Origin of the sequence: Pseudomonas sp. PGPR40, assembly GCF_022014505.1 — a bacterium.
Lineage (GTDB): Bacteria > Pseudomonadota > Gammaproteobacteria > Pseudomonadales > Pseudomonadaceae > Aquipseudomonas.
Map to the genome: position 1 here is coordinate 38681 of NZ_JAKLSP010000019.1, position 22609 is coordinate 61289.

The 22609-nt window shown below is 59.0% G+C and carries 23 protein-coding genes; 11 read left to right on the forward strand and 12 right to left on the reverse strand.

All coding sequences use genetic code 11. The annotated features are described in order from the left end of the window. Window positions 1–12 precede the first annotated feature (12 nt). From ispE to MEB48_RS17155, 3 genes are read right to left on the reverse strand one after another with little or no spacing between them, the layout of a single operon-like run. A complete protein-coding gene (ispE, locus tag MEB48_RS17145; RefSeq protein ID WP_237885321.1) occupies window positions 13–864 on the reverse strand; it encodes a 4-(cytidine 5'-diphospho)-2-C-methyl-D-erythritol kinase in 852 nt (283 codons plus the stop codon). Between the two features lie 2 nt (window positions 865–866). Further along, on the reverse strand, window positions 867–1484 hold the full coding sequence (lolB, locus tag MEB48_RS17150; RefSeq protein ID WP_237885247.1) for a lipoprotein insertase outer membrane protein LolB: 618 nt from the start codon (window positions 1482–1484) through the stop codon (window positions 867–869). Between the two features lie 4 nt (window positions 1485–1488). After that, on the reverse strand, window positions 1489–3213 hold the full coding sequence (locus tag MEB48_RS17155; RefSeq protein WP_237885322.1) for a tetratricopeptide repeat protein: 1725 nt from the start codon (window positions 3211–3213) through the stop codon (window positions 1489–1491). A 236-nt stretch (window positions 3214–3449) separates the two neighbouring features. Here MEB48_RS17155 and hemA point away from each other — a divergent pair, with 236 nt between their 5' ends. The 6 genes from hemA (at window position 3450) to MEB48_RS17185 (ending at window position 8821) form a co-directional block, all read left to right on the forward strand. After that, entirely contained in the window at window positions 3450–4739 is a 1290-nt protein-coding gene (gene hemA, locus MEB48_RS17160; protein ID WP_237885248.1) for a glutamyl-tRNA reductase, read from the forward strand. Beyond that, window positions 4736–5818, forward strand: coding sequence for a peptide chain release factor 1 (gene prfA, locus MEB48_RS17165; protein WP_030129716.1), 1083 nt, complete (start codon window positions 4736–4738; stop codon window positions 5816–5818). Before hemA ends, prfA begins: the two co-directional genes overlap by 4 nt. Continuing rightward, window positions 5819–6649 (forward strand): peptide chain release factor N(5)-glutamine methyltransferase, encoded by an 831-nt coding sequence (gene prmC, locus MEB48_RS17170; protein ID WP_237885249.1) that lies wholly within the window; start codon window positions 5819–5821, stop codon window positions 6647–6649. Then, the gene (locus MEB48_RS17175) at window positions 6643–7398 is read left to right on the forward strand and encodes a molybdopterin-synthase adenylyltransferase MoeB (protein ID WP_237885250.1); all 756 of its coding nucleotides are present in this window, start codon (window positions 6643–6645) and stop codon (window positions 7396–7398) included. The genes prmC and MEB48_RS17175 overlap by 7 nt, the downstream gene beginning before the upstream one ends. Beyond that, on the forward strand, window positions 7391–8182 hold the full coding sequence (gene murI / locus MEB48_RS17180) for a glutamate racemase (RefSeq protein WP_237885251.1): 792 nt from the start codon (window positions 7391–7393) through the stop codon (window positions 8180–8182). The genes MEB48_RS17175 and murI overlap by 8 nt, the downstream gene beginning before the upstream one ends. 120 nt (window positions 8183–8302) lie before the next feature. Continuing rightward, window positions 8303–8821: an acyloxyacyl hydrolase gene (locus MEB48_RS17185; RefSeq protein WP_237885252.1), complete on the forward strand. Its 519-nt coding sequence runs from the start codon at window positions 8303–8305 to the stop codon at window positions 8819–8821. 136 nt (window positions 8822–8957) lie between these two features. On the opposite strand, the gene MEB48_RS17190 is transcribed toward MEB48_RS17185, so the two are convergent. The 6 genes from MEB48_RS17190 to MEB48_RS17215 all read right to left on the reverse strand — a co-directional run bounded on the left by MEB48_RS17190 (window position 8958) and on the right by MEB48_RS17215 (window position 14694). Next, window positions 8958–9263 (reverse strand): YkgJ family cysteine cluster protein, encoded by a 306-nt coding sequence (locus MEB48_RS17190; protein WP_205889737.1) that lies wholly within the window; start codon window positions 9261–9263, stop codon window positions 8958–8960. Between the two features lie 60 nt (window positions 9264–9323). Next, entirely contained in the window at window positions 9324–10100 is a 777-nt protein-coding gene (locus tag MEB48_RS17195) for an SDR family NAD(P)-dependent oxidoreductase (protein ID WP_237885253.1), read from the reverse strand. A gap of 74 nt (window positions 10101–10174) precedes the next feature. Beyond that, window positions 10175–11617 (reverse strand): deoxyribodipyrimidine photo-lyase, encoded by a 1443-nt coding sequence (gene phrB / locus MEB48_RS17200; protein WP_237885254.1) that lies wholly within the window; start codon window positions 11615–11617, stop codon window positions 10175–10177. A gap of 34 nt (window positions 11618–11651) precedes the next feature. Beyond that, complete coding sequence (locus MEB48_RS17205; protein ID WP_237885255.1) at window positions 11652–12593, reverse strand: MerR family transcriptional regulator; 942 nt, start codon at window positions 12591–12593, stop codon at window positions 11652–11654. After that, window positions 12593–13552, reverse strand: a complete 960-nt coding sequence (locus MEB48_RS17210; protein WP_237885256.1) for a YbgA family protein — start codon at window positions 13550–13552, stop codon at window positions 12593–12595. The genes MEB48_RS17205 and MEB48_RS17210 overlap by 1 nt, the downstream gene beginning before the upstream one ends. A gap of 155 nt (window positions 13553–13707) precedes the next feature. Further along, a complete protein-coding gene (locus MEB48_RS17215; RefSeq protein WP_237885257.1) occupies window positions 13708–14694 on the reverse strand; it encodes an NAD(P)/FAD-dependent oxidoreductase in 987 nt (328 codons plus the stop codon). A 196-nt stretch (window positions 14695–14890) separates the two neighbouring features. Here MEB48_RS17215 and MEB48_RS17220 point away from each other — a divergent pair, with 196 nt between their 5' ends. Together MEB48_RS17220 and hemH are read left to right on the forward strand one after the other, a co-directional pair. Further along, complete coding sequence (locus MEB48_RS17220) at window positions 14891–15799, forward strand: TIGR01777 family oxidoreductase (protein WP_237885258.1); 909 nt, start codon at window positions 14891–14893, stop codon at window positions 15797–15799. Between the two features lie 8 nt (window positions 15800–15807). Beyond that, window positions 15808–16830, forward strand: a complete 1023-nt coding sequence (gene hemH, locus MEB48_RS17225) for a ferrochelatase (protein WP_237885259.1) — start codon at window positions 15808–15810, stop codon at window positions 16828–16830. A gap of 113 nt (window positions 16831–16943) precedes the next feature. On the opposite strand, the gene MEB48_RS17230 is transcribed toward hemH, so the two are convergent. After that, a complete protein-coding gene (locus MEB48_RS17230; protein ID WP_237885260.1) occupies window positions 16944–18218 on the reverse strand; it encodes a uracil-xanthine permease family protein in 1275 nt (424 codons plus the stop codon). 2 nt (window positions 18219–18220) lie between these two features. Continuing rightward, window positions 18221–18859 (reverse strand): uracil phosphoribosyltransferase, encoded by a 639-nt coding sequence (gene upp, locus MEB48_RS17235; RefSeq protein WP_030129730.1) that lies wholly within the window; start codon window positions 18857–18859, stop codon window positions 18221–18223. A 175-nt stretch (window positions 18860–19034) separates the two neighbouring features. On the opposite strand from upp, the gene MEB48_RS17240 reads away from it, so the two are divergent. After that, entirely contained in the window at window positions 19035–19592 is a 558-nt protein-coding gene (locus MEB48_RS17240) for a hypoxanthine-guanine phosphoribosyltransferase (RefSeq protein WP_095051181.1), read from the forward strand. A gap of 95 nt (window positions 19593–19687) precedes the next feature. On the opposite strand, the gene dauA is transcribed toward MEB48_RS17240, so the two are convergent. Continuing rightward, window positions 19688–21409 carry a C4-dicarboxylic acid transporter DauA gene (gene dauA / locus MEB48_RS17245; protein WP_237885261.1) on the reverse strand — a complete coding sequence of 574 codons (1722 nt, stop codon included), beginning with the start codon at window positions 21407–21409 and terminating at the stop codon, window positions 19688–19690. A 151-nt stretch (window positions 21410–21560) separates the two neighbouring features. Here dauA and MEB48_RS17250 point away from each other — a divergent pair, with 151 nt between their 5' ends. Continuing rightward, window positions 21561–22046 carry a hypothetical protein gene (locus tag MEB48_RS17250; protein WP_237885262.1) on the forward strand — a complete coding sequence of 162 codons (486 nt, stop codon included), beginning with the start codon at window positions 21561–21563 and terminating at the stop codon, window positions 22044–22046. Between the two features lie 63 nt (window positions 22047–22109). Then, window positions 22110–22397: a PA4642 family protein gene (locus MEB48_RS17255; protein WP_237885263.1), complete on the forward strand. Its 288-nt coding sequence runs from the start codon at window positions 22110–22112 to the stop codon at window positions 22395–22397. Window positions 22398–22609 lie beyond the last annotated feature (212 nt).

Below are 22609 nucleotides of genomic sequence, written 5' to 3' on the forward strand. Positions count from 1 at the left end.
ACTCGATTCCTTTTAGAGCAGACCTTGCAGCTTGCGATGCAACATCGAAACGTTGCTTCCTTTTGCTACAAACCCTGTAAGGGTCTCTGTCAGAAGGGCCGAGACTTTATCAGCTTCAGCTTTGCTTGGGAAGCCCCCAAACACACAACTTCCAGTTCCGGTGAGTTTTGCTTCGGTAAATTTACCTAACAAATTCAATGCGTTACGTACATCTGGATAACGCCTTGCTACCACCGGCAAGCAGTCATTTCGACTGTTTCCCTTGGGAACGGGGCGCACTTTAATGGGAGGAGTGTTACGTGTCAACAGTGGATCTGAAAAAATTTCTGCTGTACTTACAGATACTTGCGGCACCAGCACGAGATACCACGGTTCTTCAGGCTCTACAGGGGTGAGTTTTTCCCCCACGCCCTCGGCGAAAGCTGCGTGGCCACGCACGAAAACCGGGACGTCGGCGCCAAGCGTAAGACCCAGCGCGGCCAGCCGATCCTCATCCCAGCCCAGTTGCCAGAGATGATTGAGGCCCAGCAATGTGGTGGCCGCATTCGAACTGCCGCCACCGATGCCGCCGCCCATGGGCAGGATTTTTTCGATCCAGATGTCGACACCCAGCGAACAACCGGATTGTTCCTGAAGTTTTTTTGCCGCTTTGACGATCAGGTTGCTGTCGTGAGGGACGTCGACGAATTCGGTGTGCAACCGAATCACGCCATCGTCGCGAACGGCGAAGGTGATTTCATCGCCATAATCGAGGAACTGAAAAATCGTCTGCAACTCGTGATAACCGTCTTCACGGCGACCGAGGATGTGCAGCATCAGGTTGAGCTTGGCGGGCGAGGGCAATGTCAGGCGTGGGGCTGTCATGTTCACTGCCCCAGTTTGCGTGGTTGCCATTCCTTGATCACCAGCGTGACATCAAGGTCGGTGCCGTGCAGCTTGATCCGCTCGGGCAGCCAGTAGCCGTTTTGCTCGGCATAACTGAGGTATTCAACCTGCCAGCCATCCTGTTCGAGATTGGCCAGACGGCTGTCGATGTCGAGGGTCAGGCGACTTTTGCTGTCCGGGGCCGGGAGTCCGCGAACCCACCACGCCAGATGGGACACCGGCAATTTCCAGCCCAGTTGTTCTTCAACCAGGGCTTCCGGGGTCTGCGCGTCATAGCGGCCCTGATTGGCCACTTCCAGCGAGACTTTGCCCGGGCGACCGGTCAAGCGGGCCGCGCCACGACCTAGCGGGCCGGAGAGACGGATGTCGTAGTAATCCTGGCGTTGCAGCCAGAACAAGGTGCCGCTGCCCGAATCCTTTGGCGCACGGATGCCGATTTTGCCGTTGATTTGCCAGCCATCCAGGCCGGTCAGTTGCTGTTTGTGCTCGCGCCATTGGGCCTTGTTGCCTTGACCCTGGACCGATTCGCGGGCAACGAAGCCCGCGCAACCGGCGAGCAGGGCGATGAAGCTGAAAATAATGAGGTGGCGCAAAAACATAATCTTAAAGAGTCTCTGATCCGGTCAGGCGCTTGATGGTGCTGCGCAGGGTAGGGCTGTCGGGCTGTTCTTTGAGGAACTTGCTCCAGATTTGCTTGGCTTCACGTTGTTTGCCGTTGGCCCACAGGACTTCGCCCAGGTGCGCGGCGACTTCCTGATCGGGGAAGCGCTCCAGTGCCTGGCGCAAATACCGCTCGGCTTCATCGAGGTTGCCCAGGCGGAAATTCACCCATCCGAGACTATCGAGAACGGCCGGGTCTTCCGGATTGAGCTGGTGCGCCTGTTCGATCAGGGCCTTGGCTTCGGCGTAGCGTGTGGTGCGGTCGGACAGGGTGTAGCCGAGGGCGTTCAACGCCATTGCATTGTTCGGATCACGCTTGATGATCAATCGCAGGTCTTTTTCCATCTGCGCCAGATCATTGCGTTTTTCTGCCAGCATGGCCCGGGTATACAGCAGGTTCAGATCGTCGGGGTATTGCTGCAGGGCTTGCTGCAAGACTTTCCAGGCCTTGTCGCCCTGTTTGTTGGCAGACAAGGTTTCGGCTTCGATCAGATACAACTGGATCGCGTAATCGGGTTGCTCGCCGCGTTCGGCTGCCAGACGGCTTTGGGCTTCGGCGGTCTTGCCGTTGCTCATCAGAATATCGGCCTGACGCAATTGCGCCGGCAGGTAATCGTTGCCCGCCCCGACCTGGGCGTACTCGATCAATGCGCCCTGCGGGTCGTTACGCTCTTCAGCAATGCGCCCCAGGTTCAGGTGTGCCGAGTCGACATGGCTTTCCCGAGCGATCAAATCTTCCAGGTAACCTTTGGCCTCGTCCCATGCCTTGGCTTCCAGGCAGACCAGGGCCAGGGAATAACGCAGTTCGTCGTCTTCGGGGTATTGCTGCACCAGGCTCGAAAATTCGACCTTGGCATCGTCCATGCGATCCTGCTCAACCAGCATGCGCGCGTAGGTCAGGCGCAGGCGTTTGTCGTCCGGGTATTTCTTGATGCTTTTTTGCAGCAGCGGCAGGGCTTCATCACCGCGGTTTAGCCCTTGCAGCAGGCGCGCGCGTAGCAGGATTGGCGCGATTTCGCCCTCGTCCGGCGGGTTGTCTTCGAGCAGGGTCAGGGCGCCCTTGGCATCGCCGTCCTGTTGCAGCAGCAAGGCTTTGCCGAAAATCAGCTGGTTGTTGTGCGGATGGCGCTGCAGCAAGCGGTCAAAGCCTTTCATCAGACCGTTGCGCGTGTCCTGGTCGGTATCGGCCGCAGACAAGGCGAGGAAGTCGAAATGCGTGTCGCCTTTGCCTTGCAGGACTTTTTCCATGTAGACCATGGAGTCGTCGTAACGCCCGGCGCGGGCGAGTTGTACGGCGGCCGCCCGCTGCGCCTCGAGATCGTCCGGTGCGTTTTTGGCCCAGACCAGTGCGGTGTCGAGGGCAGCCTGATCGGCACCCAGATACTCGGCAATGCGAAATGCCCGCTCGGAGATTCCCGGATCCTGAGTATTGATGGCCTGGGTCACGTAGTTGTCCAGGGCAATATCGTAACGATTGCGTTGGCCAGCCAGTTCGGCGCTCAACAGGCTGAAGACGGTTTCTTCACTGAACGAGCTGTAAACCTTGGGCTTTTCAGGCGCCGGAGTGCTGTCTTCGACCGGCGGCGTACCGTCCGACGAAACGGGTGCCAAGGCCTGGCAGCCGCTGAGGAAGACAAAAGCGAGGAGCAACGCGGAAGATCTATTCATATAGGAAGAAGGACGACTAACCTGCGGTCGGATCATCATGACACAAGCCTTGGGCCAAACATAACCGCCCGGCCAATTTACCCGCGCGGGCAATCCCCATAGGCGCGGCGCCCTTGTAAACGAGAACGGATCGCAGCCTTCGGCAGTTCTTACAGAAGCGATAGATATCGAGTGGTTGTTCTGGCTCTGTCGAAGTAGGACAATTGTCGGCTTCACGTCACCATCAGCGACCTTGAATGGCCTTCCTTGCACTCGGTATTAACCACAAGACTGCTTCAGTAGACGTCCGCGAGCGCGTGGCCTTTACCCCTGAGCAGCTGGTTGAGGCCTTGCAGCAGCTCTGCCGACTCACCGACAGCCGCGAAGCTGCGATCCTCTCCACCTGCAATCGCAGTGAACTGTATATAGAACAGGATCACCTTTCGGCTGACATCATATTGCGCTGGCTGGCCGATTATCATCATTTGAGCCTCGACGAGCTGCGCGCGAGCGCTTATGTGCATGAAGATGATGCGGCAGTTCGTCACATGATGCGCGTCGCCTCCGGGCTCGATTCGCTGGTGTTGGGGGAGCCGCAGATTCTCGGTCAGATGAAATCGGCCTACGCAGTGGCTCGCGAGGCCGGTACCATCGGTCCGCTGCTCGGCCGGTTGTTCCAGGCCACATTCAACGCGGCCAAACAGGTGCGAACCGACACCGCCATCGGCGAAAATCCGGTATCCGTGGCGTTTGCCGCGGTCAGCCTGGCGAAACAGATTTTCAGCGATTTGCAACGCAGTCAGGCTTTGCTGATCGGCGCCGGCGAGACCATTACCCTGGTCGCCCGCCATCTGCATGAGCTGGGGGTGAAGCGAATCGTGGTTGCCAACCGCACTCTGGAGCGCGCGAGCATTCTGGCCGAACAGTTCGGCGCCCACGCAGTGCTGCTCTCGGACATCCCGGCAGAACTTGTGCGCAGCGACATCGTCATCAGTTCCACTGCCAGCCAGTTACCGATTCTCGGTAAAGGCGCGGTGGAAAGTGCCTTGAAATTGCGCAAGCACAAGCCGATTTTCATGGTGGATATCGCCGTTCCTCGGGATATCGAACCGGAAGTCGGCGAGTTGGACGACGTTTACCTCTATAGCGTCGACGATCTCCACGAAGTGGTCGCCGAAAACCTCAAGAGCCGTCAGGGCGCAGCCCAAGCCGCCGAAGAGATGGTGTCGGTCGGTGCCGAAGATTTCATGGTTCGCCTGCGCGAACTGGCGGCGGTGGATGTGCTCAAGGCTTATCGTCAACAAAGCGAGCGTCTGCGCGACGAAGAGTTGCAGAAAGCCCAGCGCATGCTCGCCAATGGCAGCAGCGCCGAAGACGTACTGGTGCAACTGGCCCGCGGCCTGACCAACAAACTCTTGCATGCTCCGAGTGTGCAATTGAAAAAGCTCTCTGCCGAAGGCCGCCTCGATGCGCTGGCCATGGCCCAGGAACTCTTTGCCCTCGGTGAGGGCTCATCGGATAGCTTTTCGGATAAAAAACCGCAATGAAAGCGTCACTGCTCAATAAGCTGGACATCCTCCAGGACCGTTTCGAGGAATTGACCGCCCTGCTTGGCGACGGCGAGGTCATTTCCGATCAAAACAAGTTCCGCACCTATTCCAAGGAGTACGCGGAAGTCGAGCCGATCGTTGGCACCTATAAACAGCTGCTTAAAGTGCAGGGCGACCTCGAAGGGGCTCAGGCGCTGCTCAAGGACAGCGACCCGGACATGCGCGAAATGGCCGTGGAAGAAGTCCGCGAAGCCAAAGAGCAACTGATCGAAATTGAAGCCAGCCTGCAACGCATGCTGCTGCCCAAGGATCCCAACGACGGGCGCAACGTATTCCTCGAAATCCGTGCCGGTACTGGCGGTGACGAAGCGGCGATCTTCTCTGGCGACTTGTTCCGCATGTATTCGCGTTATGCCGAGCGACGTGGTTGGCGGGTAGAGATTCTTTCGGAGAACGAAGGCGAACATGGCGGCTATAAAGAAGTCATCGCCCGGGTCGAAGGCGAGAATGTTTACGGCAAGCTGAAGTTCGAATCCGGCGCGCACCGCGTACAACGGGTTCCGGCCACTGAATCCCAGGGCCGCATCCACACCTCGGCCTGCACCGTGGCGGTGTTGCCCGAGCCGGACGAGCAGGAAGCGATCGAGATCAACCCGGCGGATCTTCGGGTCGACACCTATCGCTCCTCCGGTGCCGGTGGTCAGCACGTCAACAAGACCGATTCGGCCATTCGCATCACGCACTTGCCGTCCGGTATTGTCGTCGAGTGTCAGGAAGAACGTTCCCAGCACAAGAACCGTGCCCGGGCGATGTCCTGGCTGTCGGCCAAGCTCAACGATCAACAGACCAGCGCGGCGGCCAATGCCATCGCCAGCGAGCGTAAATTGCTGGTAGGTTCCGGCGATCGGTCCGAGCGGATCCGCACCTATAATTTTGCCCAGGGCCGGGTCACCGACCATCGGGTCAACCTGACGCTATATTCCCTCGACGAAATTCTCGCGGGCGGTGTGGATGCGGTGATCGAACCGTTGCTGGCCGAGTACCAGGCCGACCAATTGGCAGCGATAGGTGAGTAAATGACGATCATTGCCAGCTTGTTGCGCGCCGCCGATTTGCCCGACTCGCCCACCGCGCGTCTGGATGCTGAATTGCTGCTGGCGGCGGCCTTGGGCAAGTCCCGCAGTTTTCTGCACACCTGGCCTGAGCGTATCGTCCCGAGCGAAGCGGCATTGAAGTTTGCCGAGTACCTGCAGCGCCGTCGTAGCGGCGAGCCGGTGGCCTACATTCTGGGTCAGCAAGGCTTCTGGAAGCTCGATCTGGAAGTCGCGCCCCATACGCTGATTCCGCGTCCCGACACCGAATTGCTGGTAGAAACTGCGCTGGAATTGTTGCCAGCCACTCAGGCCTTGGTGCTCGATTTGGGCACCGGCAGCGGCGCCATCGCTCTGGCCTTGGCCAGCGAGCGTCCGGCCTGGAAAGTCACCGCCGTGGATCGCGTGCTGGAAGCGGTGGCCCTGGCCGAGCGCAATCGCCAACGCTTGAGCCTGAACAATGCCACCGTGCTGAGCAGCCATTGGTTCAGCGCTTTGGAAGGCCAGCGTTTTCAACTGATCATCAGCAATCCGCCCTACATCGCTTCGACCGATCCACATCTGGTGGAAGGCGATGTGCGCTTCGAACCGGCCAGTGCCCTGGTGGCCGGCGTCGATGGGCTAGACGATTTGCGTCTGATCGTCGCCCAGGCACCGGATCACCTCGAGGCGGGTGGCTGGTTGATGCTTGAACACGGTTACGATCAAGCCGAAGCCGTACGCGATCTGCTACTGAGCCGCGGCTTTGAAGAAGTCCACAGCCGCACCGATCTGGGTGGTCACCAACGCATCAGTCTGGGGCGCTTGCCGTGCTGAATGATCAGGAATTACTGCGCTACAGCCGACAGATTCTGCTGCAACACGTCGACATCGACGGCCAGTTGCGACTCAAGGAAAGCCGCGTGCTGATTGTCGGCCTCGGCGGTCTCGGCTCACCGGTTGCGCTGTACCTGGCCGCAGCCGGTGTCGGTGAGTTGCATCTGGCGGACTTCGATACGGTCGACCTGACCAATCTGCAACGCCAGATCGTTCATGACACTGACAGCGTCGGCCTGAGCAAAGCCGATTCGGCGATCCGTCGCCTGACAGCGATCAATCCCGAGATTCAGCTGATTGCCCATCGCACCGTCCTGGATGAAGATTCCCTGGCGGCAGCAGTTGCGGCGGTGGATCTGGTGCTGGACTGTTCCGATAATTTTTCCACCCGCGAAGCAGTCAACGCCGCCTGTGTGGCGGCGCGCAAACCGCTGGTCAGCGGTGCGGCGATTCGGTTGGAAGGGCAATTGTCGGTATTCGACTCCCGTCGTCCGGAAAGCCCGTGCTACCACTGTTTGTACGGGCATGGCAGCGAAGCCGAGCTGACTTGCAGCGAGGCCGGTGTACTGGGTCCGCTGGTGGGCCTGGTCGGTAGCCTGCAAGCGCTCGAAGCGCTGAAATTGCTGGTGGGGTTCGGCGAACCGCTGGTGGGGCGCCTGTTATTGATCGATGCCTTGGGCACGCGTTTCCGTGAACTGCGGGTCAAGCGTGATCCGGGCTGCAGCGTCTGCGGGTCAAGCCATGCGTGAAGCGCCGATTGGAGTGTTCGATTCCGGGGTCGGTGGGCTGTCGGTGCTGGCCGAGATCCAACAATTGCTGCCCAACGAATCTCTGTTGTACTTTGGCGATTGCGGGAATATTCCCTACGGTGAAAAATCACCGGCATTCATCAGTCAGCGTTGCAGCGTCATGGCGCAGTTCTTTCAGCAGCAGGGCGCCAAGGCGCTGGTGCTCGCTTGCAACACCGCGACCGTCGCGGGTGTTGCGGACTTGCGGCGCGATTTCCCCGAGTGGCCCATCGTCGGCATGGAGCCCGCCGTCAAACCGGCGGCGGCGGCGACGCGCAGCGGTGTAGTTGGCGTACTCGCCACCACCGGCACTTTACAGAGCGCCAAGTTCGCCGCTTTGCTCGACCGTTTCGCCGTCGATGTGCGAGTCATTACCCAGCCATGCCCCGGGCTGGTAGAGCTGATTGAAAATGGCGATTTGCACAGCGAGGCATTGCGTCAGTTGCTGCAAGGGTATGTCGACCCGCTGCTGGCTGCCGGTGCAGACACGATCATTCTTGGCTGCACGCATTATCCCTTTCTGAAACCGCTGCTTAAGCAAATGCTCCCGCCGAGCATCAGCCTGATCGATACCGGTGCCGCTGTGGCACGGCAGCTTCAACGATTATTGGCCGAGCGTGAGTTGCTGGCCGAGGGACCTGCTCGCGCTGCCCGATTCTGGTCGAGTGCGGATCCGGCACACTTCAGAAATATCCTGCCGGTTTTGTGGCATTCGACGGGGATTGTGCAAAGCTTCGATTTGTAGATAAAAAGATGAAGAAACGAATAATTGGGCTGAACTTCTGATCAAGCGTCTACTTCTATAGCTTGGTCTGTTGGGCGGCATAAAAAACCATACGAAATTGTTCGGAAAAGGATGTTTCTAATGACGCGACTATTCTGCTTGGCCGCGATTGCGACCGCATTGATGGGGCACAGTTTTACCGCGCAGGCAGCAGGGGTGGAGTTCGCGGTCGGCCAGACCAGCGATTCGACCATGACCTACCGATTGGGGATGCAATTCGATTGGGACAAAAGCTGGCTGCAGAGTGACATCGGTCGCTTGACCGGCTACTGGAGTGGCGCTTACACCTATTGGGAGGGCGATGAAACGTCGGACAATCACAGTGTGTCGTTCTCGCCGGTGCTGGTGTACGAGTTTGCCGGTCAGACCATCAAACCCTACGTTGAAGCGGGTATCGGCATCGCGGTGTTTGCCAACACCGAAGTCGAAGACAACAAACTGGGCAGTGCCTTTCAGTTCGAAGACCGTTTCGGGTTTGGTCTGCGCTTTACCGGCGGACATGAAGTCGGGATTCGCGCCACGCACTATTCCAATGCCGGGATCAGCAGCCCGAACGATGGTGTAGAGAGTTACTCGCTGCATTACACGATGCCGTTGTAAGCAGTGCTGTACCTTTAATGTGGGAGCGGGCTTGCTCGCGAATGCGATTTAACATTCAACATTGATGTTGACTGACAATCCGCTTTCGCGAGCAAGCCCGCTCCCACATTGGATTTTCGGTGGCCTGTCGTATCGCTCACCGATACGCCGTCGCAATCCCCTGGCGTTCGGTAATGCATTCCGGTGCGCCCATTTCGAACTCCCGGCAAATCAGCGGTCGTTTTTCGTAAATGGTGCACATCATGCTGTTGCGATCCAGCGCGGCGCACCAGCCGTCATCCAGTCGCAGCATGACTTCCCCGCCCCAATCGTCGGTATCGATAAAACGCTCGGGCACACCGGTGTCGGTGATCAGCATGACTTCAAGCTGACAGCAACAGGCCGCGCAGGTCGAGCAGGTGATCGCAGGTTCGGCGATTTGCGTATGGGGAATGGTTTTCATGGCGCGCAGTGTAAGGCAGTGGGCCCGCGCTGTGTGAAAGGCCTGACGGACGCTCAGGCTTCACGGCAGATCCTCGATCGGCGGATTGTCTCGCTCCATGCGCTTGTCGATTGCCAGTTCCGTCTGGCCGGGCTTTTGCGGCAGAGGCCAAAGGACAGGCATGAGCAACTCCGGTAAGGGGAGTTCCAGGGGACGATGCTTGAGCATGTCGAAGAGGTATCGCGCAGTTTTGTCCGCCGACCAGTCAAGGTACTCCGGAGCGTCGTTGCTCAAGGGGATATCGATAAGTCCTGGGCTGACGATGGTCATTTCGATGTTTTCAGGCGCTACTTCGATGCGCAAGGACTCGAATAGATGACGTAACCCGGGCTTTGAATCATCGCAGGATTCGGCTCGTGGCAGGGGCAGCCAGGTCACTAAGCTGGCCATGCCCACCAGATGCGGCGCAGTGCCCGCCCGCAGCAGGGGGCGGGCAGCTTCGATGCAATAGCTGCTGGCAAGCAGGTTGGTACGCACGATGTGCTCGATGATTGACGCATCGAACTGATTGGCATCGACGTATTCGCAGGTGCCTGCGTTGAGAATCATGGTGTCCAGAGACCCCCATTCCTTGGCAATCTGCTCGCCGATTTCGCGCACTCTTTGACCGTTGGTCAAATCCCCCGCGACCACCAGTACCTGTCCGGGATAACGCTGAGACAGGGCTTCCAATGGCGCCAACGAGCGGGAGCTGGCAGCCAGGTGGGCACCGGTTTTGAGTATTTCTTCGGCCAGCGCGGCACCAATACCGTTGCTGGTGCCGGTCAGCCAGTATCGCCTTGGAGGTTTAAGATTCATCGCAATTCCCTTTTTAACCAGATGATTTCCCGGCTCAATACCGTGTTCATAACGTAACGCTGCGGCATCAGCGATCATTCCGGTAGCGGTAAACCTTGTCGTGACGGCAGGTTCTTGAACGCCGCCAAGGCCCGTTCGCGGGAACTGTTCAGATTGACGATAGGCGATGGATAATCCATCACACCGAACAATCCATCGAGTTTCGCGCGATTGTGCAGGTCTTTTTCGTTCATTTCATTGATCTGCGGCAACCAATGCTTGATGAAAACCCCTTCGGCATCGAACTTCTCCGACTGGCTCAGTGGGTTGAAAATCCGGAAGTAGGGCGCCGAATCGGTGCCGGTGGACGAACTCCACTGCCAACCACCGTTGTTTGCCGCCAAGTCGCCGTCAATCAGATGCTGCATGAAGAAACGTTCGCCTTCACGCCAGTCGATCAGCAAATTTTTGGTCAGGAACATTGCCACGACCATGCGCAAACGGTTGTGCATCCAGCCGGTCTCCAGCAATTGGCGCATGGCGGCATCGATGATCGGCAGGCCGGTACGGGCTTGTTGCCAGGCTTTGAGTTCTTCAGGGGCGTCACGCCAGGCCAGGGCTTCGGTTTCCGGGCGGAAGGCGCGGTGCCGGGAGACCCGTGGATAACCCACCAGAATGTGTTTGTAGAATTCACGCCACAGCAACTCGTTGATCCAGCTGACCGCACCGGCCTTGCCGCTTTCGAACTCACCCTGATTACTGCGCAACGCGGCGTGCAGACACTGACGAGGGGAGATGACCCCGGCGGTAAGGTAGGCCGAGAGCTGGCTGGTACCGGGTTTTGCCGGGAAATCGCGCTCGCTGTGGTAATAGTCGATCTGTGCGTCGGTAAAGGTCTCGAGGCGGCGTCTGGCCTCGGCTTCGCCGGCCGGCCAGAGAGCACGCAAACTATCGCTGGGCGTGTCGAAACCCTCGACACGAGAGGGCGGTTCGTCGCTGGCGATACCCAGTGGAGCCTGGATGGCAGGGGCGGTAACCAATCTGGGCAATGATGCGTGCAAGCGTTCGTAGCAGACCTTGCGGAACTGGCTGAAGACCTGGAAATAGGTGCCGGTTCTGGTCAGCACGGTGCCCGGTTTGAACAGCAGTTGATCGAGGTAACTGTAAAAGTCGATGCCTTGGGCTTTCAGCACTTGGGCCACCGCCGCATCACGACGGGTTTCATGAATGCCATATTCTTCGTTGACATGCACCGCGTCGATCTTCAGTTGCTGACACAATTCGAGCAGGACTTTCGGTGCCTCATCCCAGCGGGACGCTTTGCGAATCAGCAGCGGGATGTTCAGGGCGTCCAGCGCAGGGCGTAATTCGCGCAGGTTGCGCAGCCAGAAATCCACTTTGCACGGTGCGTCATCATGCGCCAGCCATTGCTGTGGACTCAGCAAATACACCGCCACACTCGGGCCGCGGGTTGCGGCGGCCGAGAGGGCGGTGTTGTCGTGTAGACGCAAGTCGCTGCGCAGCCAGATCAATTGCATGGTGGTATCCACACGATCCATTGGAAATACGCCATTAAATGAGCCCTCGCTGAATGAGGCCCTGATGGGCCGACAACGGGTCTTCGGCCAGGGACAGGTCGGCAATGGCGGCGGTTCTTGCGGATAACTCGGCGTGGTGAATGCACACCGTCGGTCCGGCAATCATTTTTGGGCAGCTGACGCCATTCAGAAGTTTCATCAGCTGCGACAGATTCATGGCTTTGCTGGAATACAGCAGTACGCCGCGGGCTTGCAGATGATCGACTGCCAGCGCAAGCTCGCCGGCAGGGAGCGGCCAGTCGAAGACTTCCACCGGGCAATCGACGCTGCTGATCAGCCAGGCGGTGAGCCACAGATAAGGCTCCAGCGGCAGGTCCGAGTGATTGATCAGCAACAGCGGCGCGGTGCGCAACTGACGGTTGTTATGGTAAACCCTCGCGCCGAATTTGCTGCGCAACCAGGAATAAACAAACACCCGCTCCATCTGCGCGCCGAACTGGCCTTGCCAGCGTTGTTCCAGTTCCGCCAGCAACGGCATCAACAATTTTTCACACAAGGTACGCGGTGGATACAGCGCCATCGCCTGATTCACTGTGTCATCGAGGGTGCGTTCGGCTAGCTGAGTGACCGCTTGCAGCAATATCTGGCGCAGCACCAGCCAATCGTTCCCGACGGGGTCGGTAAGCCCTGAAGGCGTGTCGAGCAGCTGTTTGACCTGGCTGACAGCTACGCCGCGATTGAGCCAGGTGAGGATCATCAGGATCCGTTGAATGTGTTCGGCACAGAACAGCCGATGCCCCTTAGGTGTGCGCTGAGGCACTATCAGCCCATAGCGGCGTTCCCAGGCGCGCAAGGTGACGGCATTGACCCCGGTCTGTCGGGCCACTTCACGAATGGGCAGCCAACCAGCGTCCAGGGCCTTCTTGAAGTTGGTGCCGAGGTCTTCGCTGGCGCTGGTGTCCGGTGGGTTCTTCATTAAATCGCGTTTCGCAGGCTGAGGTTTTCCGGGTGCGGTTGCAGATAAACCTGCTGCGCGATGTAGGGATCCGGGTGTTGGCGAAAGTAGTGTTTGAGCAGCGTCAATGGCACCACCAGCGGCACGAAGCCCTGGCGATACTGGCCGATGACGTGCTGCACTTCCTGTTTGTCTTCAGGACTGATGGCTTGCTTGAGATAACCGCTGAGGTGCTGCAGCACGTTGGTGTGACTGCGGCGTGTGGCGCATTTTTTCAGGGCTGTCATCAGCTCGCTGAAATAGCGCGGTCCAAGCACTTCTGGATCAGTCTGGCCCATGTTGCCCAGGAAGTTGCCCAAGGTTTTGTATTGCACCGGGTTATGGGCCATCAGCAGGTATTTGTAGCGCGCGTGAAAGTCAGTGAGGCCATGACGGGTCAGGCCTGTTTGCAACAACTGCTGCCAGGCGCTGTAGGCGAACACTCGGGTGAGGAAGTTTTCCCGCAGCACCGGGTCGTTGAGGCGGCCGTCTTCTTCCACTGGAAGATCAGGATGCAACGCACAGAAGGCTTGGGCGTAGATACCACGGCTACCACCGTCCACTGGCGCGCCGTTGGCGTGGTAGGTCTTGACCCGTTCCAGCCCGCACGAAGGGGATTTCTGCATGAAGATATAGCCGCAGATGTCACCCAATTCCATCGCCATTTTTTGGCCATACTCGGCCAGCGGCCGGGTGACGTTGATCTCAGGATTGATCGTACCGACAGCCTCCGGGTGCTCGGGGTTGCCGACCAGGCGGATCGGTTCGCGAGGGATACCCAGGCCAATGGCGACTTCCGGGCATACCGGGACGAAATCGAAATAATCGGTGAGGGTAATGCTGCACAGCCGCGATGCTTTGTGCCCGCCGTTGTAACGCACTTCGGCTCCCATCAGGCAGGCGCTTATGGCGATTTTGGGTTTCATGGCTGTAGGGGGCATCGGAGCGCCTCGAATCCAGACCTGTACAGATTATTAGATCTGTACAACATGACTTCATCATAGATTCAAAGGTGTACAAGTCAAATTTTTTGTATAGGTTTTTTGCGGGGCTGCTGCCCATGTCGACAGCAGCGATGGGCTGGATTTGATTCAATTCACTGCAGATGTTCGTGCAGTCTGCGGGCTGCTTCCTGACCACTGAGCCAGGCACCTTCGACACGGCCAGACAGGCACCAGTCGCCGCACACATACAGGCCCAGATCAGCATCGGCCAAGGCACCCCACTCATGGCTGCTGGCCGGCCGGGCGTAAAGCCAGCGGTGGGCGAGGCTGAAAGTCGGAGCAGGCATGGCGTCGTTCAGCAGTTCGGCAAAGGCACCATGCAATTGCTCGATCACCGCTTCCTTGGACAGGTCGATATGTTGCCGGCTCCAGGCGCTGGTGGCGTGTAGTACCCAAGTGTCGAGGGTGGTGTCGCGTCCCGGTTTGCTACGGTTACGTGCCAGCCAGTCGAGAGGGCTGTCCTGCACGAAGCAACCTTCGATGGCGGTTTCCAGTGGCGTGTCGAACGCCAGGGCGACAGCCCAGGTCGGCTCCATTTTTACCCCGGCGGCGGCCCCGGCGAGTTTCGGTGCGGTCGCCAGCAGCGCGGTCGCCTGAGGGGCTGGCGTGGCGATAACGACATGGCTGAACGGGCCGTGAGTGAAGCCATCGGCGTCTTGCAGGTGCCAATGTTCTTCACCGCGATAGACCTCGGTGATGCGGCAAGCGAAATGCACTTCCAGATCACCGAGCAGGCCGCGCGTGATCGCGCTCATGCGTGGCGTGCCGACCCAGCGAGTCTGTTCGTCCGGCGAAGGTCTGAGCTGGCCACCGTGAAAGGTATAGAGCTGCGGCGTCCAGACGGCGACCCAGCCGTTGGCTTGCCAGCGCTGGACTTCGGTGACGAAGCGGCGGTCGCGGGCAGTGAAATATTGCGCGCCCATGTCCAGAGCACCCGCATCGCTGCGCTTGCTCGACATGCGTCCGCCACTGCCGCGGCTTTTATCGAAAAGTTGAACGACATGCCCGGCCTCCGTAAGGGCCTGGGCGGCTGAGAGTCCGGCGATGCCGGTGCCGATGATTGCGATAGGTACAGTCATAGGGGCCTCGTTTACCTGTCTGTACAGACTACGCCGTGGTTCAAACCTGTACAATATTGTTTTTTGGTATAACTTTTAGCGTCCTCGTTCTGACAGCTTGGCCTATTGTTAAGCACAGAGCCTGCCCAATACCAAAGATCCCTGCTTATAAAAATAGACTAGTGATCAGGGTAAAACGCCACGCGAGGAAGATGTCATGCACATATTGCTGACCGGCGGTACTGGTTTGATAGGACGTCAACTCTGCCGACACTGGTTGAGTCAGGGACATCGCCTGACGGTCTGGAGTCGCACGCCTGCAAAAGTCGCCCAAGTCTGTGGCACTCAGGTACGTGGAATCGCACGGCTTGAGGACCTGGGTCAAGAGCCGGTGGATGCCATTATCAACCTCGCGGGTGCGCCGATTGCCGATCGGCTCTGGACTCATAAACGCAAAACCTTGTTGTGGAGCAGCCGGATCACCCTGACCGAAACCCTGCTGGCCTGGCTCGAAAGCCGCGAGCAGAAACCGCAGGTGCTGATCTCCGGCTCCGCGATCGGTTGGTATGGCGACGGTGGTGAGCGGGAATTGACTGAAGAATCTCCACCGGTCATCGATGATTTCGCCAGCCAATTGTGCGTCGCCTGGGAGGAAACCGCGCAGCGCGCCGAAGCCTTGGGCATTCGCGTGATCCTCATCCGTACCGGGTTGGTGCTGTCCGCCGAGGGCGGCTTTTTGTCGCGGCTGTTGTTGCCGTTCAAACTGGGGCTGGGCGGGCCGCTCGGCAACGGTCGGCAGTGGATGTCGTGGATTCATATCAAGGATCAAATTGCCCTGATTGATTTTCTTCTGCATCGCAATGAGGCCAGCGGTCCATATAATGCCTGCGCGCCCAAACCGGTGCGCAATCGCGAGTTCGCCCAAACGTTGGGTAGCGTGTTGCATCGTCCGGCGTTCATGCCGATGCCGACTCTCGTGTTGAAGGTGGGCCTGGGCGAGTTGTCATTGTTGTTGCTGGGTGGTCAGAAGGCCATGCCGGCGCGCTTGCTGGAAGCGGGCTTCACTTTCCAGTTCACCGATTTGCGCGCGGCGTTGGACGATGTGTCCAGCCGCCTTAAGAAATAGGACGTTGCATGACCGATCACGCGTTGCTTCTGGTCAACCTGGGTTCACCCGCTTCCACCTCGGTGGCGGATGTGCGCAGTTACCTCAATCAATTTCTGATGGACCCGTATGTGATCGACCTGCCATGGCCGGTGCGGCGTTTGCTGGTGTCATTGATTCTGATCAAGCGTCCAGAGCAATCGGCCCACGCTTATGCGTCGATCTGGTGGGCGGACGGCTCGCCACTGGTGGTGCTCAGCCGTCGTCTGCAACAGGCCATGACCCGGGAATGGACCCACGGACCTGTTGAGTTGGCGATGCGTTATGGCGAGCCATCGATTGAATCGGCACTTGTGCGGCTGGCTGCCCAGGGGCACAAGAAAGTGACGCTGGCGCCGCTCTATCCGCAGTTCGCCGACAGCACGGTGACCACGGTGATCGAAGAAGCCAGGCGGGTGGTGCGGGAGAAGAAACTCGACGTGCAGTTCTCGATTCTCCAGCCGTTCTACGATCAGCCGGAATACCTCGATGCGTTGGTGGCCAGTGCCCAACCGTATCTGGAGCAGGATTACGATCACCTGTTATTGAGCTTCCACGGTTTGCCGGAACGGCACTTGAAGAAGCTTAATCCAGGACACAGCTTCGAAGGTGGCAGCGATTGCTGCGCCGGGGCACCGCCGGAAGTGGTCGCGACCTGTTACCGCGGTCAATGTCTGCGCACAGCCGCCGAGTTTGCCAAGCGCATGGGCCTGCCGGACGGCAAGTGGTCGGTGTCGTTCCAGTCGCGTCTGGGGCGGGCCAAGTGGATCGAACCCTACACCGAAGCGCGCCTCGATGAGTTGGCCAAAAGTGGCGTGAAGAAAGTCCTGGTGATGTGCCCGGCGTTTGTCGCCGATTGCATCGAAACGCTGGAAGAGATCGGTGATCGCGGGAGAGAGCAATTCCGCGAAGCGGGAGGGGAGGAATTGGTGCTGGTGCCGTGCCTCAACGAGAATCCGCAGTGGGCCAAGGCGTTGAACGCATTGTGTGAAAGAGCGCCGATAGCCCTGTAGTCATGATCGTTCCCACGCTCTGCGTGGGAACGCCTCTGGGGACGCTCCGCGTCCAGTGACGCGGAGCGTCACGGGCTGCATTCCCACGCAGAGCGTGGGAACGATCAGTTCACTCAGAGCAGCGATTCATCCGCCTGCTTGTGCTTCCAGCTGTCATGGCCCGGCAGCAACAGGTTCAGCGCAATCGCCACCACCGCGCACAGCGCGATGCCTTTGAGGCCGAAATCGTCCGGGCCAGTTCCTGTACCGATCAGCACGCCGCCAATCCCGAACACCAACGTCACCGAGACAATCACCAGATTGCGCGCTTCGCCCAAGTCGATCTTGTGGCGAATCATGGTGTTCATCCCCACCGCAGCGATCGAACCGAACAACAGGCACAGAATCCCGCCCATCACCGGCACCGGGATGCTTTGCAGCAGGGCGCCGAATTTGCCGATGAACGCCAGGCTGATCGCAAAGATCGCCGCCCAGGTCATGATTTTCGGGTTGTAGTTTTTGGTCAGCATCACCGCGCCGGTCACTTCGGCGTAGGTGGTGTTGGGTGGGCCGCCAAACAGGCCGGCGGCGGTGGTGGCAATGCCATCGCCGAGCAAGGTGCGGTGCAGGCCGGGCTTCTTCAAATAATCGCGTCCAGTCACGCTACCCACTGCAATCACGCCGCCGATATGCTCAATGGCAGGGGCCAGGGCCACCGGAACGATGAACAGAATCGCCTGCCAGTTGAATTCCGGCGCCGTGAACTGGGGAATCGCGAACCACGGTGCAGCGGCAATCTTCGCGGTGTCGACCACCCCGAAATAGAACGCCATGGCAAACCCCACCAGCACACCGGAGATGATTGGCACCAGGCGGAAAATGCCTTTACCGAACACCGCGACGATCAGAGTGGTCAGCAGCGCCGGCATCGAGATCAACATCGCCGTCTGGTAAGCAATCAGCTCGGTGCCATCGCCGGCCTTGCCCATCGCCATGTTGGCGGCGATCGGCGCCATGGCCAGGCCGATGGAGATGATTACCGGGCCAATCACCACCGGTGGCAGCAAACGGTCGATGAACCCGGTGCCTTTGATCTTCACGGCAAGGCCGAGGAAGGTGTAGACGAAACCGGCCGCCATCACACCGCCCATGGTCGCTGCCAGGCCAAACTGGCCCTTGGCGAGAATGATCGGCGTGATGAAGGCGAAGCTCGAGGCGAGGAACACCGGCACCTGACGCCCGGTAACGATCTGGAACAGAATCGTCCCAAGGCCTGCGGTGAATAGCGCGACGTTCGGGTCGAGGCCGGTAATCAACGGCATCAGCACCAGCGCGCCAAAGGCCACGAACAGCATCTGCGCACCCGACAACACTGTGCGCCAGAGCGGATCGTTGAACTCTTGTTGCATGCTCAAGCGTCCTTCTGCTTGGTGCCGAAGATCTTGTCACCGGCATCGCCCAAGCCTGGGATGATGTAACCGTGTTCGTTCAGTTTTTGATCGATGGAAGCTGTGTAAATGATCACGTCCGGGTGAGCCTTCTCGACCACGGCGATGCCTTCTGGCGCGGCGACCAGCACCATCGCGCGGATGTCCTTGCAACCGGCCTTTTTCAGCAGGTCGATGGTGGCGACCATCGAACCACCGGTGGCGAGCATCGGGTCAATGATCATCGCCAGGCGTTCGTCGATTTCGGGTACCAGTTTCTCAAGGTAGGTGTGGGCTTCGAGGGTTTCCTCGTTGCGGGCCACGCCCACGGCGCTGACTTTGGCGCCCGGGATCAGGCTCAACACACCTTCGAGCATGCCGATACCGGCACGCAGGATCGGCACCACGGTAATTTTCTTGCCGGCGATTTTCTCGACCGACACCGTGCCGCACCAGCCTTCGATGTCGTAGCTTTCCAGCGGCAGGTCTTTGGTGGCTTCATAAGTCAGCAGGGCACCGACTTCCTGAGCGAGCTCACGAAAATTCTTCGTGCTGATGTCGGCGCGGCGCATGAGGCCAAGTTTATGACGGATCAGCGGATGGCGGATCTCGAGGATGGGCATGGGAAAGGCTCCGGAGGCGGGCAAAAAACCGGCCCAGATTAATCTATCCGAGGGTGTTGTCCTATAGACATATAGAACGTTAGTCCACAAACGCTTGATCTGGCCTCGCTTGATGCGTACCTTTGCCCGCTTTTCCGAATCCGACCCTCCCCCTCAATCCCCCTTGGAGAGCGCCATGTCCGCTGATCTCGAGCATATCCGTCAAATCATGCGAGAGGCTGACTGCCTGTACACCGAAGCTGAAGTCGAGGCGGCCATCGCCCGCGTCGGTGCGCAAATCAACGATCAACTGGCGGACAGCAACCCGGTGGTGTTCTGTGTGATGAACGGCGGGCTGATTTTCTCCGGCAAACTGCTGACGCATCTGAACTTCCCGCTGGAAGCGTCCTACCTGCACGCCACCCGTTATCGCAACGAAACCAGCGGCGGCGAGCTGTTCTGGAAAGCCAAGCCGGAAGTCTCGTTCATCGACCGTGACGTACTGATCATCGACGACATCCTCGACGAAGGTCACACCCTGGGCGCGATCATCGACTTCTGCAAACACGCCGGTGCCCGCGCCGTGCACACTGCCGTGCTGATCGACAAGGACCACGACCGCAAGGCTCGCCCGGACCTGAAAGCCGATTTCGTCGGCCTGCCGTGCATCGACCGTTACATCTTCGGTTACGGCATGGACTACAAAGGCTACTGGCGCAACGCCAACGGGATTTTTGCCGTTAAAGGCATGTAAGCAGAATGACTGTCCGGGGGCGATTTGCCAGCAGGCACGTTAAAGCTTGAATGCAAGGTATCGGGATGCGTGCGCAGTTTGCTTGAACTGCGCGCTCAGTTCTGTCCGGCAAGCCAGCGTTCGCTTTTGCGTCGAGCCTGTTCTAGGTTATTCACGTAGGCCAACTTGCGCTGTTCCCGATGGATGCCCGCCCGCCTGAGTTTCAGGCGTACCCGTGGAGCGGTTCCGACCAGAATCAGGCCGATGCCGTCGGTGAGGTAATCCCTGAGGATATTGTCGAAGGCAGCCAGCGCTGTCATGTCCAGCATGGGCACGGCGCTCATCTCGACGATCACCACTTTGACCTCAGGGCTGAATTTGCGCAGTACGCCCAGGGCTTTTTCCGCCGCGCCAAAAAACAGCGGCCCACGTATCGCATAGCAACGAACATGCTCCGGCATATCCTGCAAGGCTTGATGGAACTCGCGAGGCAATTCCGCGGTGTCCGTGAGGTCGCTCATGCGTTTGATGAACAAACCGGCGGCCAGCAACAGGCCGACGGCGACGGCCAGCACCATATCGAACAGCACCGTCAGGCTCAGGCAAGTCAGCAAGACCAGTACATCGCTGCGTGGTGCGATGCGCAGGGTATGCACGACGTGCCGGGCCTCGCTCATGTTCCATGCCACCATCACCAGCAATGCCGCCAGCGCCGCCATCGGCAAGTAGCTGAACAGGGGCGCGAGGGCGAGTATCGCCAGCAATACCACTGCGCTGTGAATAATCGCCGCCAATGGCGAAAACGCTCCGCTGCGCACGTTGGTGGCGCTGCGAGCGATCGCCGCGGTGGCGGTAATGCCGCCGAACAGCGGTGCGACCAGGTTACCCAGGCCTTGACCCAGGAGTTTGGCGTTGGGGTCGTGTTTGCTGCCCGTCATGCCATCGGCCACCACCGCGCACAATAACGATTCGATGGCGCCGAGCATGGCGATGGCGAAGGCTGGTGCCATTAATTGGCGGATCAAGTCGTAAGACAAGTGCAGCGGCTGGCCGTAGGGGCCCGGCAGATTCCACGGCCAGTCGAAGCTCGGCAGAAACGGCGGTATGCCGGGGTGACTGACGCCGTCGACGATATAGCTGAAGCGTTCCCCCAGCGTTGCAATCGGTAACCCGCCGCGTTCCAGTGCTACTCCCAGCAATGCACCGACGGCCAGCGCCACCAGATGCCCCGGAATTCTCGGCACAAAACGCGGCCAGACGATCAGAACTGCCAGGCACATGACACCGATGATCCCGTCCCCCAGGCGAGCGCTGGGTAACGCTTGGAGCAGCCCACCTAATTGCTCGATGTAATGTTCGGCATGTCCGGTGGTACTCAGGCCCAGTAAATCTTTTAGTTGAAGCGTGGCGATGACAATGCCGATGCCGGCGGTAAAGCCCAGGGTCACTGGATAAGGGATGTACTGAATCAGCCGTCCGGCCCGAATCAGTCCCAAGGCAATCAGGATTGCCCCGGCTAGCATGGTGCAGAGCAGCAGGCCACCCAGACCATATTGTTGGGTGATCGGCAGCAGTATCACCACGAATGCGGCTGTCGGTCCGCTGACATTGAAGCGCGAGCCTCCCGTCAGGGCGATCAGTGGCGCGGCGATCAGCACTGTATACAAACCTTGCTGGGGCGCTACCCCCACCGCAATCGCCAGGGCCATGGCCAGAGGGATGGCGATAATCCCGACCGTCACCCCGGCACTGATGTCGCCGCGCAAGCGTCTGAGGTTGTAACCTGCGCGCCAGGTCTGACGCCAGGCGGCGAACAACGGGGGCATGGAGAATGACATGGGTACTCCACAATAGAAGGCGCACTGTCGAAATAGGGCTGAAAGCTCTTTCAGTATGCCCAGCCTTGTCTTCCAGAGTATTGACCTGGATCGATTATTCGCCGGATTGATCCTCATGCTAGAGTGCTCGGCCCCGCCCTCGGAGCCATTCATGAGCCTTTTGATCCGCAGCTGCGCCGCCCTGTTGCTGACCGTCAGCCTGCCCTTGGCTGCCGCTCCGGCACCGATGCACGCGCAGTTTTTACCCCCGGACGACCTGACCCTGCGTGACGCTGAACCGGAGCAGCAGCAATTGTTGCAGGTTACCGAGTATTCGGTGGTGATCGGCAGCCAGCGCCAGTCCAACCAACAGCCAATCCCGGTCACATCGCCATTGCTGATCCGGCTCAAGGGCAAATCCTTGAACAAGGGCGCGACCATCAGCCAGGTGCTGGTTAACTTCGATGGTGAAAGCAAAAGCCTGAAAAAGCCGATCTACGACGAAAAAAGCAAAACCTTGACCCTCTATTACCCCCTCGCCCAATACCGAGTGGTGATCGACTTGCTGCGCAACGACACGGTGTATTGCCAGTTCCTCAGCTACGCCAACGGCCATATCTGGGCCGATCTGCACACCGGTGCCGTGCGTCCGCGTTGAGCCCGGCGCCAAGGGAGGGGTAAACTGCCCGCCCCGTGAAATGTCTGCGAGCTGGAGTCGGCAATGCGTAAAGATAAGAAGCAAGTGATTGGTGACGAGATCGGCGATGCGCAGATCAAGCTGTTCCTCGATTTCGAGCCGGTCGACGCCACTTCACCGTCGCTGCACAAACTGATCAAGGCGTACCGCGGCCTGCGCATCGATGATTTCGAGCGTTTTCTGACGTTCTTTGTTGAAGCTGGCCTGGACCTGGATGGCAAGGATGAGCACGGCAATGACTTCGTCGCCCTGATCAAGGATCAGCGCAACGCGGCCGAGTACATCGAGCTGATCAGCAAGGCTCGCGGTTAACCTCAGGCACACTGGTTGTTGCCCTGAATTGGTTAGTGCTTGTGCTGGCCCCTTCGCGAGCAAGCCCGCTCCCACATTTGATTTGTGTACGCCGATCATTGTGGGAGCGGGCTTGCTCGCGAAGGCGGTGTAACTAACACCGAGGATCTTAAGGCCATCTGTTGCACAGCCCATAAAAAAACGCCCCGCCCTCAATGAGGACGGGGCGTTTT